Source organism: Glutamicibacter sp. AGC46 (assembly GCF_053543715.1).
The window spans coordinates 1-16,049 of sequence record NZ_JBLVOJ010000022.1 but is presented as its reverse complement, the minus strand read 5'-3'; the positions used below and the strand labels follow the sequence as shown (position 1 = coordinate 16,049).

Below are 16,049 nucleotides of genomic sequence, written 5' to 3'. Positions count from 1 at the left end.
GTCGTCCCCCCCCGGCGAGGTACTGTCCCGTGATGCTCGCGGCGGATGCGGCGATGGCCTCGGGGGTGCCGGTGGCGATGATGCGTCCGCCATCCGTGCCGCCTCCGGGGCCGAGATCGATCACATAGTCGGCGTTGGCGATCATGTCCAGGTCGTGCTCGATGACGATCACGGTCGCCCCGGTCGCCAGCAACTGGTCCAGCACACCCAGTAGCGTGCGGATGTCCAGCGGGTGCAGACCGACAGAGGGCTCGTCAAATACGAACACCGTGCCGGTGTGCTTGCGGCCGAGCTCGGCGGCTAGCTTCAGCCGCTGAGCCTCGCCGCCGGACAGGGCGGGAGTGTCCTCGCCGAGGGTGAGGTAACCCAGGCCGAGATCGATCAGTGTCGACAGCTTCTTGCGCACCCTGGTCCGGGCTCCGAGCAGCGTCGCGGCGTCGGCGACGGTGGTGCCGAGCAGCTCGGGCAGGGACCGGCGCCCGTCAGTGGTGGGCAACTGGTGTTCGGAGGCGGCGGGGCTGTAGCGGGTGCCGCCGCAGTCGGGACAGGGGATGTCGACGTCGGGTAGGAACTGCACGTCCAGAACGACCTGGCCTGTGCCCTCGCACCTCGGGCAACGTAGCGATCCGGTGTTGTAGGAGAAGTTCCCTGCGTTCAGGCCGGCGTTCTTCGCGGACGGGAGGCTGGCGTAGGCGCGACGAAGGTCGTCGAGGATACCGCTATAGGTGGCGACGGTGGAGCGGACATTGGTACCTATTGGGGTCGCGTCGACGACGTCTGCCCGGGTCAGGTCTGCCGTGTCGAGGGAGATGACGTGCCCGGGGAGCGGGACGTCATCGTGAGCGGCAGCGAGGGCGGGCACGAGGCTGTCAAGAATGAGGGTCGTCTTCCCCGACCCGGACATCCCGGTAACAGCGGTGAGACGGCCCTTTGGAATCTCGGCCTCGAGCGCGTGGACCGTGTGGATCGGGGCGGTCTTCAGACGGATCACCCCGCGGGAGAACACCGTGTCTTTGCTCGCGCGATCGCGGATGACCGCCGTCTCGCTGCCAGACAGGAACGGCCCGATGAGTGACGCTGGATTCTCCTGGACGGCGTCGATCGTCCCTTGGGCGAGGATAGTTCCCCCGGAAGAGCCGGAGCCGGGACCGATCTCGATCATCCAATCAGCTTCGCGCAGGACCTGCACATCATGGTCGACGAGTACGACGGAGTTGCCGCCGTCGAGGAGGTCCCGCATGACGCCGATCAGACCGTCAATGTTAGCCGGGTGCAGCCCGATCGATGGCTCGTCGAGCACGTACAGCACGCCGGTGGTCTCGTTGCGGACCGCCCGCGCCAGCTGCACACGCTGCCGTTCTCCGGTCGACAGGGTGGAGCTGGGCCGATCGAGCGTGAGGTAGCCCAGGCCCAGCTCGATCAGGCGGTGACCCATCTCGGTAAACTGCCGGGCGATCATCTTCGCCATGGGACGCATGTCCGCAGGCAGAGTGGCAGGAACCGCCGGCACCCATGCCATCGTCTCGGCGAGCGTGAGGACGGTGGCCTGGGCGAGATTCATGCCGTCAACTCGGGTGCCGCGAGCTGCTTCGGACAGGCGGGTGCCGTGGCAGGTAGGACAGGTGTGCGCGGTGATGAACCGCTGCACGCGAGCCAGGCCTTTCTCACTGGTGGCGTTATTCATTGCTTCCCGCACGGCTTGACGGGCGCTGCGGTAGGTGAAGTTCAGCTCGAACAGCTTCCCGGTCTTCGATGGGACCTCGATCTCGCGCTTCTCAGCGGGCCCGTCGAGCACGATCTCTCGCTCCTGCGGGGTGAGCTCGGCATAGGGGACGTTGATGCGCACACCGAATGCGGCAACGACCTGCGGCATCACTGAGAGACCGAACATCCCCCAGGGGGCGACGGCGCCTTCGGCGATCGACCGGGATAGGTCAGGGATCAGCGTCGCGTCGTCGATGTCGCGCACCGTGCCCGTTCCCGCGCAGTTCGGGCACGCCCCATCGGAGTTGAATGCCAGAGACTCCGCACCTGGTGGATAGAACTCAGCTGCGCACACCGGACAAATGAGATCCTTGTTCGCGGCCACATCGATCGTCGGAGACAGACGGTGACCGTTTGGGCACAGATGCGAGCCGAGCCGCGAGAACATCACCCGTAGCACGTTCAGAAGCTCCGTCGACGTCCCGAACGTCGACCGCACCCCGGGCACGCCCGGCCGCTGGCGCAACGCCAGGGCTGCCGGGACATGCCGCACGGAGTCGACACTCGCACGAGCAGAGTGGGACATGCGCCGGCGCGTGTAGGTCGACAGAGCCTCGATGTACCGCCTGGATCCCTCGGCGTAGAGCACCCCCATCGCCAGCGACGACTTCCCCGACCCCGACACCCCTGCAATCGCGACCAGCCGCCGCAGCGGAACATCGACATCGATGTTCCGCAGGTTGTGCATCCGCGCGCCCCGCACCGCGGTCACCAACGGGCCCCCCGCAACGGGCCGGCCAGAGTGTTCACTATCCATCGGACCTCCAAGTTGTCAGGCACCGCGTTCACAGCACATGTACATTCCATGTCAACTATATCCGGTAGACTGGTGTCGCCACCGCGTGTCCATGCGGCGAGTCGAAGAGTTCCCCGTACGGGGAAGAATAGGAGCGGGTCATGAGTGTCCCAGCAATCGGTTCAGTGTCCTGGTTCGAGATTGGAAGCGACAAGCCCGAGGAGGTGAAGAAGTTCTACAGCGAGCTGTTCGGCTGGCAGTTCAAGCTCAACACCGACCTCGAAGGCGTCGAATACCACGCCGCCATCACTCCGGGCTCGCCAGGCCCGTCCGGCGGGATCTTCGACCACGCCGGACGCTTCGAGGACTACGCCGTCTTCTATGTCCTCGTCGAGGACATCCCGGCCACGATTGCGAGAGCCAAGGAGCTCGGTGCCGAAGTCACGATGGAGCCCGTCGTCGACGCGTCCGGAGTGAGCTTCGCCCGCCTGCGCGACGCCAACGGCCACCACTTCGGCGTGTATTCGATGCCCGCTCCAACGGACTGACCGATGCTGTCCACGGTTACGGGAGGCAACGCGGACCTGCGACGTCTCCCTTAGCCAGGACGGATATTCTTGTGAAAATACATCGGCGTCAGACGATCTTGGATCGATCGTCAGTGTCCGAAGCGGAACGCAAGAGACGGAGCCCTGCCGCCATCCGGTCGAGCTCAGCAGATCCCAGTATGGCCGAGAAGCGCCGGGCGAGCTCGTCCTCGAACACCGGGGCTGTCTCGTCCACCCTCGCCTTCCCCGCAGCTGTCAGCACAATCAGCGTGGACCGGCGATCATTCGGATTCGGGACCCGTCGGCAGAGCCCCGCGGCCTCGATTCGATCGATGACCTTGCTGGCCCCGCCTACCGTGATCACGAATTCCCGCGCCACGTCATGGACGCGCTGCCCTTCACGGTGGCGCAGGAGTTGCATGATCTCGAACCATGTCAACTGCATATCGCAGTCAGCGCGTAGCCGCGCATCGATCGCCGTCCACAGCTCGGTTTCGAAGCGCACCAGATCGTGATAAAGCACCCGCAATTCCGTCATTTCTCACCTCACGTGTCCGCGTCGATCCTGCTGACCGAGGCGAACCAAATATTGTTTCCATGGAACTATCTGTAAGCAATACATTCTACTCCTGAAAGAGAATCTCATGACCACCCAGACCGTCCCCACCCACATCCCTGTACGCGTCCTCAGCGGCCCGACCGTGTTGATCGAGTACGCTGGCTTGCGCTTCCTCACCGACCCCACCTTCGATGCACCGGGGGAGTACCCCGTCATGCCTGGATACGCCATGACCAAGACCGCCGGGTCACCCCTCGGCCCGGACGAGGTGGGGCACATCGACGCGGTGTTGCTCTCCCACGACGAGCATGATGACAATCTCGATGAGTCGGGCCGCCAGTTCCTTCCTCGCGTACCGGTCGTCTACACAACCGTCTCCGGTGCTGGCCGTCTTGGCGGCAATGCAAAGGGGGTCGCGTTCTGGGAGGAAGCAACACTCATCGCTCCCGACGGTACCGAGGTGACGATTACCGGGCTGCCTGCACGCCACGGACCAGAGGGCAGCGAACCGGTCTCCGGCGACGTTATCGGGTTCCTCCTCACTGCAGTAGGTCACCCCAGCGTCTACATCAGCGGCGACAACGCATCGCTGGACTATGTCCAGCAGATCGCAGATAGGTGTGCGCCGATCGATACAGCGGTGCTGTTTCTTGGCGGGGTCCGCCATGAGCCCATGCTCGAGGCGCAGCTCGTGACCCTCAACAACACTCAGGCCACTTGGGTAGCACGCGCATTGGACGCTCGTCGTGTGATCCCTGCCCACTTCGAAGGGTGGGCGCACTTCCAAGGCACCCGAGCCGACCTCACTCTAGCGTTCGCTGAAGCAGGCCTGGCCGACAAGCTTGTGTACACATAGGCGATCGGCACGCCGTCGATCTTCTGGGATCAGCGAAGGCAGCAACGCGACGGCACACTAATAGGGCAAAGAACTTCTGCGACTTTCTGTGAACGCTCTGCATACTTCCAGCCAATTCGTTATGAGAGTAAAGCAGAGCTCTTGCTTCCGTTGCGGAATGCTCGCATTGACTCTCATCAACTCTTGCGGGAACCTGTTCAACGGTGCGAATCGCATCCATGACGTAGGTCTTAATTCTCGGTGGCGGCTTCACCTCAGGGACGGTGAGAGCAAGGTAGGCAGCAGTTTGTTTCAAAGAAGCAAGCTCTTGCTCGAGCGTGGCGGCATTGGCCTCATACTGCAGCGCCTGATCACGTTGAGTTTGGGTCAGCGCATTCAGGGCGAAGCCGCTGAACAGTCTACTTTTGTGCTTGCCCATGACATGGCTCCCAGCAATTCTCGTATTTCCTTCATTCTGTCTCGTGAGCCGGCTTTCACGATCACCACAGGTAGTTGGGCATGATCAGGAATCTCACAATGCGTCAAACCCCGAAATAGACCAGTTGGATCGTACCTCTTTGCGCTTCAGTCAGTTGGTAGAGAGCTTCGATCATGCGTTTGACCTCATCAGGACGTACCGCTCTTCCCTGCAATGGTTGATACCTTGCTTAAGAGGTTTCAACAGCGATTCCCAGCACAGGTTTCGGGCGCTCTGAAGTGAAGCGGATCTGTCCAACGGCAGACTGGTGGACGATCTTCAGCAGCCAAGTTAGTGCGGTAGTTCGCACAGTGGCGAAGCCATCAACATGTCGTTAATCGTCTGAAAATATTCATTGTGCGGCTTCCTGCCTTTGGACTTCATCGCTCAGTTGACGGGCGTCAAAACCGAACACCCTTGGGACAAGTCCGCCATAAGGCTGCGTAGCTGCTTCATCTCCTTGTGCGGCTTGAAGCAAGAGAGCTTCATCCGGCGCTGAACAGTCGGTGATTTCGACTGCCCAATTCGGGATCTTGGGTTCAACGACCCCATACCGTCAAGGACATTGCTCTCGTTCAGGGCAGTAGCTGCAGGTCAAATCTTGGGTAGACGGAAGCCAGGGAACGGCCCCCCAAATCGTGCATCGCCCGTCCCCTGGCTTCTTCAGCTTGATGCTGTAGTACTACTTCTTTGCCGGTGGCATCAGCACCGAATCAACGAGGTAAACGGTGGCATTGGCAGTCTGCACGCCACCGCAAATGACCTTGGCATCGTTGACCATCAAGTCATCGCCGCTGCCGCTGATCTTGACCTTGTCACCTTCAACGGTTTCCAGATCACCCTTCAACTCATCGGGAGTTATCTGGCCTGGGACCACATGGTAGGTCAGCACCTTGGTCAGCATGTCGGCATCCGACACAACAGCGTTCAGGTCTTTTTCTGAAATGGCCTTGAATGCGTCATCCACCGGTGCGAAGACGGTGAACTCATCGCCGTTGAGCGTGTCCACCAGATCCACGTCCTTGTTCAGCTCGCCCGAAACGGCCTTGGTGAGGGTGGTCAGCAACGGGTTGTTTGATGCTGCCACGGCTACCGGATCCTGGGCCATGCCAGCAACGGAGCCGTCACCTTCGGGCACTGCTTCTGCGTACGCCGCACATCCTGAACCAACAAGGTTGGCGGCTGGGTCCATGGCCGATTCGCTGGCCATTCCCGAATCCTCAGATGCTTCCGGGCTGCTAGAAGCCATGCTCGATGACGAACTTTCGCTGCTGTGAGTGGACTCGGCGCTGTTGTCCATCGAGCAGGCGCTCAATCCGAACGCGGCGACCGCGGCAATCGAGAGCAGTCCCACTGTCTTGCGCTGCATGGTTTTCATGTCAAACTCCTTACCTGGCGACCCCGTTGGGCCAGTTGGTTTTCCAAACCTCTTGGTTTGGGTTTTCACAGGGCATTCGGGGCAAAGCGCTTCGCGGATTGGAACTTATTTAAAGATTTTCTGTTCCGCACATTAGGGGCTCATATCATGACTGATTGCTAGCGCTTAGCCGAGGCATAGAGCTCGTTGACGAAGCCGTTTGCTCTCTCAAGAAACTTACTTCGCTTGAGTTTCAAAGTCGGTGTCAGCAGTTCACTGTTTTCCCCTAAATCGGTAGAAAGCATAAGAAACTCTTTGACTTGTTCACTTCTTGCTACCCGCTTATTGGCTGAGCTGACGGAGTCGAGGACGACTTGAAACAAGAGCCCGTTTCTAATCCTGTCAATTGACCCTTCTGTGCGAGGCTGAAAAAGGGATGCGTCTGTAATCCCTTGGCTAGAGGCCCACTGTTTGACTGCTTCCGGGTCAATCAGTACGAGGCATCCCAAGAACGGCTTACCTTCTCCAACCATTACCGCGTGGGCAATCAATGGCTCAGTTTCGACGTATCCTTCCCATATGCTGGGGGATATTGTCTTCCCTCCCGCAGTTACTATGACATCTTTGATTCTTCCCTTCAGCGTGATGCGCCCAAGGTTGTCCAAGGATCCCAGGTCTCCTGTACGGAAGAAGCCATCGGTGAAAGCGTCTTCGTTATCTTCGGGATTGGTATATCCAGCAAATACGCCGATTCCTTGTGCGAGCACCTCACCGTCGTCCGATATTCGTACAGTGGTCCCAGGCATCGGAACTCCCACGGTTCCAGACTTGATCGACCCGGGCATATTTCCCGTTAGCGGCGCTGTAGTTTCTGTCAGCCCATTGCCCTCGATTACTGGCAAGCCAATACCCCTGAAAAAGAGGGAAACTTCTCTATCTAGGGTTGCAGCTCCTGATAGCAGGTACTCAAGACGACCGCCGACTACTTTTCTTAGACGCGAGTAGAAAATCCGATCAAAAATGAAATGTCTCATCCTAAGGCTAGGAGAAGCTTGCTTCGACGAACCGGTATCGTGTCCCTCAGCCATCGCGCCCCACTGCGTTGCCGTGTCGCTGGCCCACTTCCAAATACGATTCAGGCGTTTCTGATTGGCGGCCTGTGCTGCGGAGTCTTGGATCTTCTGTAGCACCCGTGGCACTACTACGAGAAATGTGGGTTTGAGGAATTCCAAAGACGGTATTACTTCTTTGGGTTCTGAGAGATGCGCGATGCGCATCCCGTTAGCCAAACAAATCAGCTGTAGACCACGAGCCAGAACGTGGGCCATGGGAAGGAAAATAATCGTATTTCCTGTCTCCTTAACCACTTCAGTGTAAGCGGCAGCAACATTGAGTACTAAGCCAACGAGGTTACCGTGCGTAATTAAAGCGCCCTTGGGTGCTGCCGTCGTTCCCGAAGTGTAGACGATAGTCGCTATCGTCTCTGACGTTGCCAACAATCGTCGTTCTTCAACAGCACCATCGGCGATAGATTTCCCTTCGTCAACAAGATCCTCAAGATCGAGATCGTTCCGGGTGTCCATTGTCCAGATTCTCGACCCGCATATTCCCGCGCCACTTAGCCCGCGCTCGAGAATCGAGGCGTGGTCGGTGCTTCCAGCAACTATAAATTTTGGGGAGCAATCGGCAAGTATGGCTGTGACCTGATCAAGCGACGAAGTTTCATAAATAGGGACCACGACCGCACCTGCAAACCATGCCGCCATATCCACCTGAGCCCATTCGTAGCGTGTAGGTGACATAATCACAAGCTTGTTTCCAGGTTGCAGCCCACTAGCGATGAGCCCCTTAGCCAATGCCTGCACTTCGAGAAAAAATTCTCGAGTAGTTATTTGCTTCCAGGGGGCAGCAACGGGACCATCAGCAGATCGAACTTCGAATGCTATATGCTCAGGCGAATTCTTCAGGCGCTCCATCAAGAGATCGGTGGCATTCCTGTGCATGTGCGAAGTGGCCAATAGCGGCGTCGCAAATTCCCTCATAGCTCGTCCTTCCGGGCAGGGTAACGGTGGATATCAAATACGGACAGGACTAGCCTGCTGTGGACTACTTCTCGGTCAGGCGTCATTCAAGGTAGGCATTGTTGGGCGCTATCATCTCAGATAGGCAGCATAAGCAGGGACGAGGCAAGGTTCGCATAGCTTGGTTTCAAGCTTGTTTAGTGCGGGGCTTGAAGCCAAGCTATGCGTTCCGTTTCGACGTAACAACTAGTCAATCGAGATTAGAACGGTTTTCGTCCAGCATTCAGAATGCTTGATTTGTTCAGTCCGGCCAATTAACAGGTCGTGAACAGTTCTGGGGACGAAAGCTGTTTCTGCGATCCTCCGCCAACAGCAAGCATCTCTTAGACGATAGCCCCGCGAAGAGATGCCATGAGAAGCGTCAAGCCGCGATTCCGTCAAAAGCTTTGGCTCACCCTGTGTCCAATAGTATTGCCCGGTCCCAGAGAATATGATGAGGCGACTCTTGGATAAAAGTATCGCAGGATCACTGGATCGTCTCTGAGGGAAATTTAACGGAGGAAACCTCATAATGAAGAGCAAGGAACGCAAGGCGCTGACCGCTATGCCTGTAGTGCTTCTGCCAGGTGTGCTGCTTGCATTGTCCGGTAGTGATGGCGGGATTACATGGGGTTCGATGCCCCTCTTCGCTCTGGCTGTACTGGCGTCCTTTATAGCCCAATGGATCGCATTCATACCTTCATTCCTAAGGCAAACAGAGAGATTCTACGACCTGACCGGAACCCTGACCTATACAGCAGTCACATTGCTCCTGCTTCTCTTAGTCCCTGAAGTTCATTCAAGATCGCTGCTACTGGCATTCATGGTCCTGGCCTGGACTCTTAGGCTGGGAATCTTCCTCTTCAGCCGTGTCACTAGGGACGGCAAAGATGATCGCTTCGACCAGATCAAACCGTCTTTTATGCGGTTTCTCAGCGCCTGGACCGTTCAGGGTCTCTGGGTCTCTTTCACTGCTGCTACTGCTTGGGCTGCTATGACCTCGGAATACTCTAGTGAATTGGACGGATTCGCACTGGTCGGACTCGTCATCTGGGCGATTGGGTTGGGTGTGGAAAGCCTAGCCGATCACCAGAAATCAATTTTCAAACGCGACCCGGAAAATCAAGGGAAATTCATCTCCTCCGGACTCTGGTCCAAATCTCGCCATCCGAACTATTTCGGAGAGATTCTGCTTTGGATTGGCGTGGCTGTTGTGGCCGCTCCGGCGTTGCAGCACTGGCAGTGGGTTGTGATGATCTCACCGGTATTCGTCGCCGTGTTGCTCATCAAGATCAGCGGAATCCCGCTGCTTGAAGCGAAAGCTGAATCAAAATGGGGAGGCCGCGCCGACTATGAAACCTACAAGGAAAACACGCCGGTGCTTATTCCTAAGTTCTGGTAGGAAACGGTTTGCTGAAATAGTTGCTGATGCTCTCTAGACTCTGGCACTTCTAGAATTTGCTCTATGTGAAGTCGTCGAGATGCAAAACGAATCTAGACCAGATAAAGCGGGCTGCGCATCGTCGACAGGCGTAGGTTGCCCTGCATCGCAGGTGACAGCGCGGGCCAACCTGGCCAGTGCGAATCTGCCAACCGGCCATGCTGGATAGTGGGTCTGATTGCCACTGCGATGCTGAGCCTCGGAAATTTATGATGCTTCCGCCACTAATGCGTCGCTGGCTGATGGAACGAGAATTGTTGACCCGTTCGCTGCGGTGCAGAAGAAAACTCAAAAGACAGATGATCCGTACTGGGATCTGTTGGAGCCAAATGACGACGGATTGATGGCGCGTCTGCGAATACCGAGTATTGACGTAAAGATCCCGGTGTATCACGGTACCGCCGAAGATGTCCTTCTGGAAGGCGCAGGTCATCTTGAAGGCACAGCCTTGCCTGTAGGTGGACAAGGAACCCACGCGGTGATGACCGGGCACCGCGGTCTACCGCAGGCAGCAATGTTCACCGATCTGGATAAAGTGACCGTAGGCGATGATATTGAAATCGATGTGTATGGCCAGACTCTGGTGTATCGCATCATCGATAGTTCCGTAGTACTCCCCACTGAAACGGCATTGCTCAGGCCGCAAGCAGGCCACGACCTGATTTCGTTGGTGAACTGCACCCCCATCGGTGTCAACTCACACCGGATTATTGTCACGGCCGAACCTGTATTGCCAACTCCTGCAGATGCTGGGCAAAGTGTCGACTCTATTGGATTCCCATGGTGGGCCCTCGGGTTGGGGCTCAGCGCAACAGGTTGCCTATGGTATGTGTTCTATACCCGTTCTCAGAAGCCGGCCGCTAGAGTTTAGAGATCTGTCCTCGTCGCAGCATGACCCCATTATCTGTGAATTTCACGGCTTCAAGAAGTCGATTCGTATGGCCCGGGTCGAAAGCTCGAGACTGGAACCCACCGTTTTTCTAATCTGTCTCACTACTAATGGCGCAAACGCGGCGCTACGCCATGGGTTACAACACATAGCTGTGAGAATCTCGGACCCTTGAGTTTCCGCGGATTTTTCACCGGGGGTGTGATTGTTAACTTCGTTTGGCGGTTTCTGCGCACCTAATATTGGCGGTTCAACTGATTCCGATCACTAGCGTGGATCGCGCAGCTTCAACAACATCATCGGTAATCGTGTCCAGCTCATTGATTTTCATGACTCGCTGCATCTGTGTGAAGAGTCGATCGATCAGCCGGAAATCACCGCGCGTGATACGGGCGATCGCCGCGACAGCTTGCGTATCGGTGAAGTCCTCCAAGTCCAGAGTTTTTCCGAGGGCACGCCACTTTCGTTGCAGAACGAAATGCAGTTCATCCTGAGCAAGCGGACGGTACTCGTGAGCAAAACCAACACGGCTATAGAGCTGAGGATATCGACTGAACTGCTTTTCGATGCCAGGCATCCCAATCAGCATCAGCGCGATATTGTTCCTGTCATACCTATCTCGTAGCACTTCTAAGGCAGTGGCGTTGAGTCGCTCCGACTCGTCGACGATGATCAGCTCAACATGCTTGTCTTGATTCATCGGGCCCGTCGTGGCACCTAAAGTATCGAGATGTTGATGGATACAGATCGAGGTCCGGGTGGTGACCAGAGAGAGTTCATCCTTGATTTGCTTAGGCGTCGTCAGAACCCCTGGGGTGAAGAAGACGGTCCGCGTTTTGGCCAGATCCTTGTAGATCTGGAGGTCACTGTCCTCCCGTCGGCCCCATTCCTCTATTAACGCCTCGGCTTTCGGGCTCCAGTTGGCATAACGTTTAGCCGATAGGGTTTTGCCAATTCCAGCTTGTCCATAGCAGACCCCGATAGTCCGCTGCCGACGCACCGCATTGGCGAACTCAGTGAAGCGGCGGTGCTCCTTCGTTGCGATAAAAGTTGTTGGTCCCATTACTCGTCCTCCGCGTAAGTGCGCAGCTTCGTTTTCTTGGTTCGGTGGACCGCCGGATCAGGCTGGGGTGCCTCCGTGGTTGGTTGCCCGGCCGGTAGAAATTCCGCGACGGTGGCGATTCGTTCATTGATTTGTCCGCGCAGCTGACGCTTTCGTGCAGAGCGTGCTTTCTGGATGTCCTTAAAGGTCATGATGGATCGTTCGTGCGTGGGATCCACAGCTTTGCAGATGTGCTGGCCACGATGAAAGACCTGAATCTCGGCAACGTCTCGCGGGTCGTAGCGAAGGATGACGGATTCTCCGACATAGGCAGCCAGCAAGGGAGATATGTAGCGTAGCCCTTGGAAGTGCACCCCATCGCGGTGGACGATTCGAGGTTTGGCGACCGTGAGCAGCAGCAGGTTCAGTTCATCGATGGATTCAGGCAGACGCGGCAACCAGCCGTTGCCCTGCCACGCTTTTTGAGGTGTTTCTTTGATCTCTTGGTGTTCACGCTGGTGGTAATTCTGCCCAATGAACTCACCTAGCGCCGTGTCCAGTTCACTAATCGATAGTCCGGGTTTGGGATTGCGTACGTTGTGCAAGTAACCCGGTAGCCGGGCCAAAAGCTCGGTATTCAACGTACCGAAGAAACGCTCAATCTTTCCTCTGCCCTGTGGCCGGGCTACTGCAGAGAAAGTGATTTCGAAGTGCAGGTCTCTGGCGGCCTGCGCCATGTGGTGGCTCGTGAAATCGGTTCCGTGGTCCACGTAGAGCACATCAGGGATTCCGCACATCGGCCAATCAGCTGTCTTTTTGGGCCAGATCGCCTCACGCAACGCCAATGCCGTATTCAAGGATGAGGGAGCACCGGTGAAGATCATGTACCCGCACAGGGCTCGCGAGTAATCATCCATGATCGTGGTGAGCCACGGGCGAACCGGCCGATGACCAGTGTCAAAAACCAGAATGTCGAGCTCGGTATGATCAGCCTGCCACACCGCGTTCGGACGTTCGGCGCGGCGGCGCCAGACCAGTTCGTACTTATCGCGGTACACCGCCGCGCCTTGCTGCGCCAGTGTCATCATCCCGGGATCTATCTCGCCGACAATCGAGCGGATGGTTGAGTAGGAAACCGGTGCCCATCCCTGGTGGAGCGCCACCTTGTTAGCTTGCTGGTGGATGGCTGCCGTCGTCCTGGGCAGTTTAGCTAAGGCGAGGCCTTCGACCAGCTTCACGAAGTCGCTGGGCATCCGGCGTCCGCGTTTGCCCTGTGCCACCGGTTCCAGACCAGGCTTCCCCTGGAGCTTGAAGCTCTGGTGCCATCGCTGCAGTGTCCTCAGGCCGATATGGTGTTCCTCAGCCAAGACCGTCAGCGGCACTCCGTCTTCGACGTGTTGCCGCAGTATTTCCCAGCGTGCCGTTGCCTTGATCAGGCCGCTGTAAGAGGTTCCTGCTTTCACGGTACTGCTGCCATTCTGGTTTTGTCCCAGCGGTGCGTCCCTGCGCGGTTCGCTTCGCCGGGACATGGCCGATCACAGGCTCTTGACAGAGGCGGATTCTTGGCCCAAGTGGCGGTAGAACGTCGCGCGGCTCCAGCCAACCAGACGTGCTGCGTCTTCGGCGGTGCGTCCCCTGGCGCGGGCATCTTTGGCGATCGCGAGCTTATCGGCAATCACCACCGGGTCAGAGACCGGCCGGCCGAAACGGGTTCCGGATTGCCGGGCGGCAGCAATGCCGGCATTGACTCGTTCAACGATCAGCTCGCGCTCGTACTCGGCCAACGAGGCCAGCATGTTCAGCATCATCCGCCCGGTCGACGTGGCCGGGTCGATCCCATCGGAAATGGAGCGGACATTCACCCCGCGCTCGCGCAAGAGGTTCACGGTGTTCAAAACATCGATCAGGGATCGCCCGAGCCGGTCTACTCGCCAGACCACCACGGTGTCCCCGGACTGCGCGTACTCGAGCAGTTTCTTCATCCCGGGCCGCTTAATCGCGCTCCGGCTGCCGGACGTCACATCGGCGAACACGTCGCGTTTCTGCACCCCCGCTGCAGCAAGAGCGTCGAATTGCAAGGCCGCGTCTTGGCTCGAAGTGCTCACTCGTGTGTATCCCAAATGCCTCACCTGCCCAGTGTGACTCAAAAACCCCTGTGCGGCAAGCAGGTAAGACGTTTTACGTTGGGACGAGTTTATAAGACAAATACAGCCCGCGTTTTCCAAGTATTTGATGAGACAAGTTTCTACTCTAGGTAGCGTCTCAAAAAGCTTTAGGTTTTCAAGACGCCTCGCGACCGTCAGCGGTTGGTCTGACCGCTTTCCCCTGTTGGTAGGTGCGCCACTGCGGCTGTAGTGCAGCGAACACCTGAGATTGAATCACCCGAAGTCCTCTGCTTCAGGTGGGTTTCGCTTAGGCGCAGCAGGACAGTTTGGCGATGTCGGTGGTGAAGGCCTTGGCGGCGATCCTGATGCCCTCGGCCATCGTCAGGTAGGGGCTCCAGGCGGCGGCGACCTGTGCGGTGGTCATCCCCGCTTCGAGGATGTAGACACCGGCGGCGGCCAGTTCCCCGGCGTCCCTGGCGACGGCGGAAATACCCAGGATCCGTCCGGTGCCGAGCTCGGCGCCGACCTTGATGAAGCCGCGGGTGTCGCGGTTGACCACGGCTCGCGGCACGTACTCCAGGGGCAGGACCCGGCACTCGCAGCGGATCCCGGCAGCGACGGCTTCCTTCTCCGTCAAGCCGACCGACCCGATGGCGGGACTGGTGAAGGTGACCCGGGGCAGGTGCCGGTAGTCAACCTCGGCGACGGCGTCGGTGAGCGCATTGTCCACGGCCAGGGCGCCGTGGGCCGCGGCGACGTAAACGAACTCCCGGTGTCCGGCCACGTCCCCGGCAGCCCAAATGCGCGGGTTGGACGTGGCCAGGCGGGAATCAATCACGATCTCGCCCGTGGCGCCGGTCTTCACGCCGACGGCGTCAAGATTCAACCCGTCGATGACGGGGCGTCGGCCTGTGGCCACCAGGAGCCGGGATGCCCGGAACGTTTCCCTGCCGCCGGCCACGGATGCCGAGACCAGGACCCCTCCGTTGGCGTGATCGCGCTCCACAGTCTCCGCGGAGGCCCGCCGGACCACCCGGATCCCCTCGTCGGCAAAAACTTCGGCCAATGCCTTGGATGCCTCCGGTTCCTCCTGCGAGGCCAGCCGGGAACGGACCAGCATGGTCACCCGGGAACCGAGCCGGGAGAAAAGCTGCGCCATTTCCAGGGCAACATAGCCCCCGCCCATGATCAGCATTGATTCGGGGACCTCGTCCAGTTCCATCGCCGTCGTCGAGGTCAGGTACCCTGTCTCGTCCAGTCCAGGGACGGGAGGCGTCCAGGGGGCGGAGCCGGTGGCCACGAGATAGTGGTCGGCCTCGATCGTTTTTTCGGCACCGTCCGGGGAGGCGACCCGGAGTCGGGGTTCGTCCTGGGTTCCGGTGAACGAGGCCTCCCCTTCGAGCATGGTCCACCCGTGGCCGGCGGCCAGTTCAATGTACTTTTCCGTTCGCATGCTTTCCACCAGCGCGGCCTTGCTCTGGACCAGGGCCGGCATGTCCACCGGGCCCGCCGAGGCCGCCCCGCCCGGGAAGCGGGCCGAGTCCAACGCCACGTGGCGGGCCTCCGCGGCGGCCAGGAGTGCTTTTGAGGGCACGCATCCGGTGTTCACGCATGTCCCGCCCACGGTGCCACGCTCCACCATCACGACGCGCTTGCCCAAGCCGGTGGCCCGGATCGCGGCCGCGAACGCGCCGCCCCCGGAACCAACAATCGCCAGATCGAACCGTTCGTTTGTCATTCCAGCTACCTCTTCCCTGTAGTGCAAAACTTCCTATGCACCATCATGAACCTTCCAGTACAGTGGAAGGTCAAGTGCGGTGACCACTGAAAGGGGAGTCAGCGAACATGAGAATCGGACAACTTGCGCAAGCGACCGGAACCACGACCAAGACCCTGCGCTTCTACGAGGATTCGGGGTTGCTTCCTCCGGCCGAGCGTCTGGCTTCCGGCTACCGGGACTACAGCGACGGTGCCGTGGGGCTGGTCGGGTTCATCCACCGCGGCCAGGCCGCCGGGCTCACCCTCGCCCAGATCCGGCAGATCCTGAAGATCCGCGAACACGGCCAGGCCCCGTGCTCGCACGTCCAAGGCCTGCTGGGGTTGCGGCTCAGGGAGCTCGATGCCCAGATCGCCGAACTGCTGGTCCTCCGGGAAAGCATTTCCCAGCTCCACGCAAAGGCGAGGGATCCGGAGCCGGACTCTTGCTCCGCCGCCCAGGTCTGCCGCTACATCTGA

Annotated in this window: 14 protein-coding genes; 6 read left to right on the top strand and 8 right to left on the bottom strand. The window is 58.8% G+C overall.

Annotation, left to right across the window (positions count from 1 at the left end):
• Nucleotides 1-2,521 (bottom strand): excinuclease ABC subunit UvrA (locus ACNPM8_RS11500; RefSeq protein WP_448939871.1); only part of this gene is annotated, 2,521 nt, incomplete at its 3' end.
• Between the two features lie 140 nt (nt 2,522-2,661).
• On the opposite strand from ACNPM8_RS11500, the gene ACNPM8_RS11495 reads away from it, so the two are divergent.
• Nucleotides 2,662-3,048: a VOC family protein gene (locus ACNPM8_RS11495; RefSeq protein ID WP_133835007.1), complete on the top strand. Its 387-nt coding sequence runs from the start codon at nt 2,662-2,664 to the stop codon at nt 3,046-3,048.
• An 88-nt stretch (nt 3,049-3,136) separates the two neighbouring features.
• Here the strand turns inward: ACNPM8_RS11495 and ACNPM8_RS11490 are convergent, their stop codons facing one another.
• The gene (locus tag ACNPM8_RS11490) at nt 3,137-3,586 is read right to left on the bottom strand and encodes a MarR family winged helix-turn-helix transcriptional regulator (protein ID WP_402696805.1); all 450 of its coding nucleotides are present in this window, start codon (nt 3,584-3,586) and stop codon (nt 3,137-3,139) included.
• A gap of 106 nt (nt 3,587-3,692) precedes the next feature.
• On the opposite strand from ACNPM8_RS11490, the gene ACNPM8_RS11485 reads away from it, so the two are divergent.
• On the top strand, nt 3,693-4,463 hold the full coding sequence (locus ACNPM8_RS11485) for an MBL fold metallo-hydrolase (protein ID WP_133835009.1): 771 nt from the start codon (nt 3,693-3,695) through the stop codon (nt 4,461-4,463).
• 166 nt (nt 4,464-4,629) lie between these two features.
• On the top strand, nt 4,630-4,965 hold the full coding sequence (locus ACNPM8_RS11480) for a hypothetical protein (protein WP_448939870.1): 336 nt from the start codon (nt 4,630-4,632) through the stop codon (nt 4,963-4,965).
• Nucleotides 4,966-5,602: 637 nt separating this feature from the next.
• Here ACNPM8_RS11480 and ACNPM8_RS11475 read toward each other — a convergent pair.
• Together ACNPM8_RS11475 and ACNPM8_RS11470 are read right to left on the bottom strand one after the other, a co-directional pair.
• Nucleotides 5,603-6,298, bottom strand: coding sequence for a fasciclin domain-containing protein (locus tag ACNPM8_RS11475; RefSeq protein WP_448939869.1), 696 nt, complete (start codon nt 6,296-6,298; stop codon nt 5,603-5,605).
• A 158-nt stretch (nt 6,299-6,456) separates the two neighbouring features.
• The gene (locus ACNPM8_RS11470) at nt 6,457-8,319 is read right to left on the bottom strand and encodes an AMP-dependent synthetase/ligase (RefSeq protein WP_448939868.1); all 1,863 of its coding nucleotides are present in this window, start codon (nt 8,317-8,319) and stop codon (nt 6,457-6,459) included.
• A 550-nt stretch (nt 8,320-8,869) separates the two neighbouring features.
• On the opposite strand from ACNPM8_RS11470, the gene ACNPM8_RS11465 reads away from it, so the two are divergent.
• Together ACNPM8_RS11465 and ACNPM8_RS11460 are read left to right on the top strand one after the other, a co-directional pair.
• Nucleotides 8,870-9,739: a DUF1295 domain-containing protein gene (locus tag ACNPM8_RS11465; RefSeq protein WP_448939867.1), complete on the top strand. Its 870-nt coding sequence runs from the start codon at nt 8,870-8,872 to the stop codon at nt 9,737-9,739.
• Between the two features lie 244 nt (nt 9,740-9,983).
• Complete coding sequence (locus ACNPM8_RS11460; RefSeq protein WP_402696959.1) at nt 9,984-10,649, top strand: class C sortase; 666 nt, start codon at nt 9,984-9,986, stop codon at nt 10,647-10,649.
• Between the two features lie 268 nt (nt 10,650-10,917).
• On the opposite strand, the gene ACNPM8_RS11455 is transcribed toward ACNPM8_RS11460, so the two are convergent.
• From ACNPM8_RS11455 to merA, 4 genes are all read right to left on the bottom strand, one after another.
• Nucleotides 10,918-11,730: an AAA family ATPase gene (locus ACNPM8_RS11455; protein ID WP_448939866.1), complete on the bottom strand. Its 813-nt coding sequence runs from the start codon at nt 11,728-11,730 to the stop codon at nt 10,918-10,920.
• A complete protein-coding gene (locus tag ACNPM8_RS11450; protein WP_431711069.1) occupies nt 11,730-13,172 on the bottom strand; it encodes a Mu transposase C-terminal domain-containing protein in 1,443 nt (480 codons plus the stop codon). Before ACNPM8_RS11450 ends, ACNPM8_RS11455 begins: the two co-directional genes overlap by 1 nt.
• 72 nt (nt 13,173-13,244) lie before the next feature.
• Nucleotides 13,245-13,838 carry a recombinase family protein gene (locus ACNPM8_RS11445; protein WP_448939865.1) on the bottom strand — a complete coding sequence of 198 codons (594 nt, stop codon included), beginning with the start codon at nt 13,836-13,838 and terminating at the stop codon, nt 13,245-13,247.
• Between the two features lie 283 nt (nt 13,839-14,121).
• Entirely contained in the window at nt 14,122-15,552 is a 1,431-nt protein-coding gene (gene merA, locus ACNPM8_RS11440; protein WP_448939864.1) for a mercury(II) reductase, read from the bottom strand.
• A gap of 107 nt (nt 15,553-15,659) precedes the next feature.
• Here merA and ACNPM8_RS11435 point away from each other — a divergent pair, with 107 nt between their 5' ends.
• On the top strand, nt 15,660-16,049 hold the full coding sequence (locus ACNPM8_RS11435) for a heavy metal-responsive transcriptional regulator (protein ID WP_448939863.1): 390 nt from the start codon (nt 15,660-15,662) through the stop codon (nt 16,047-16,049).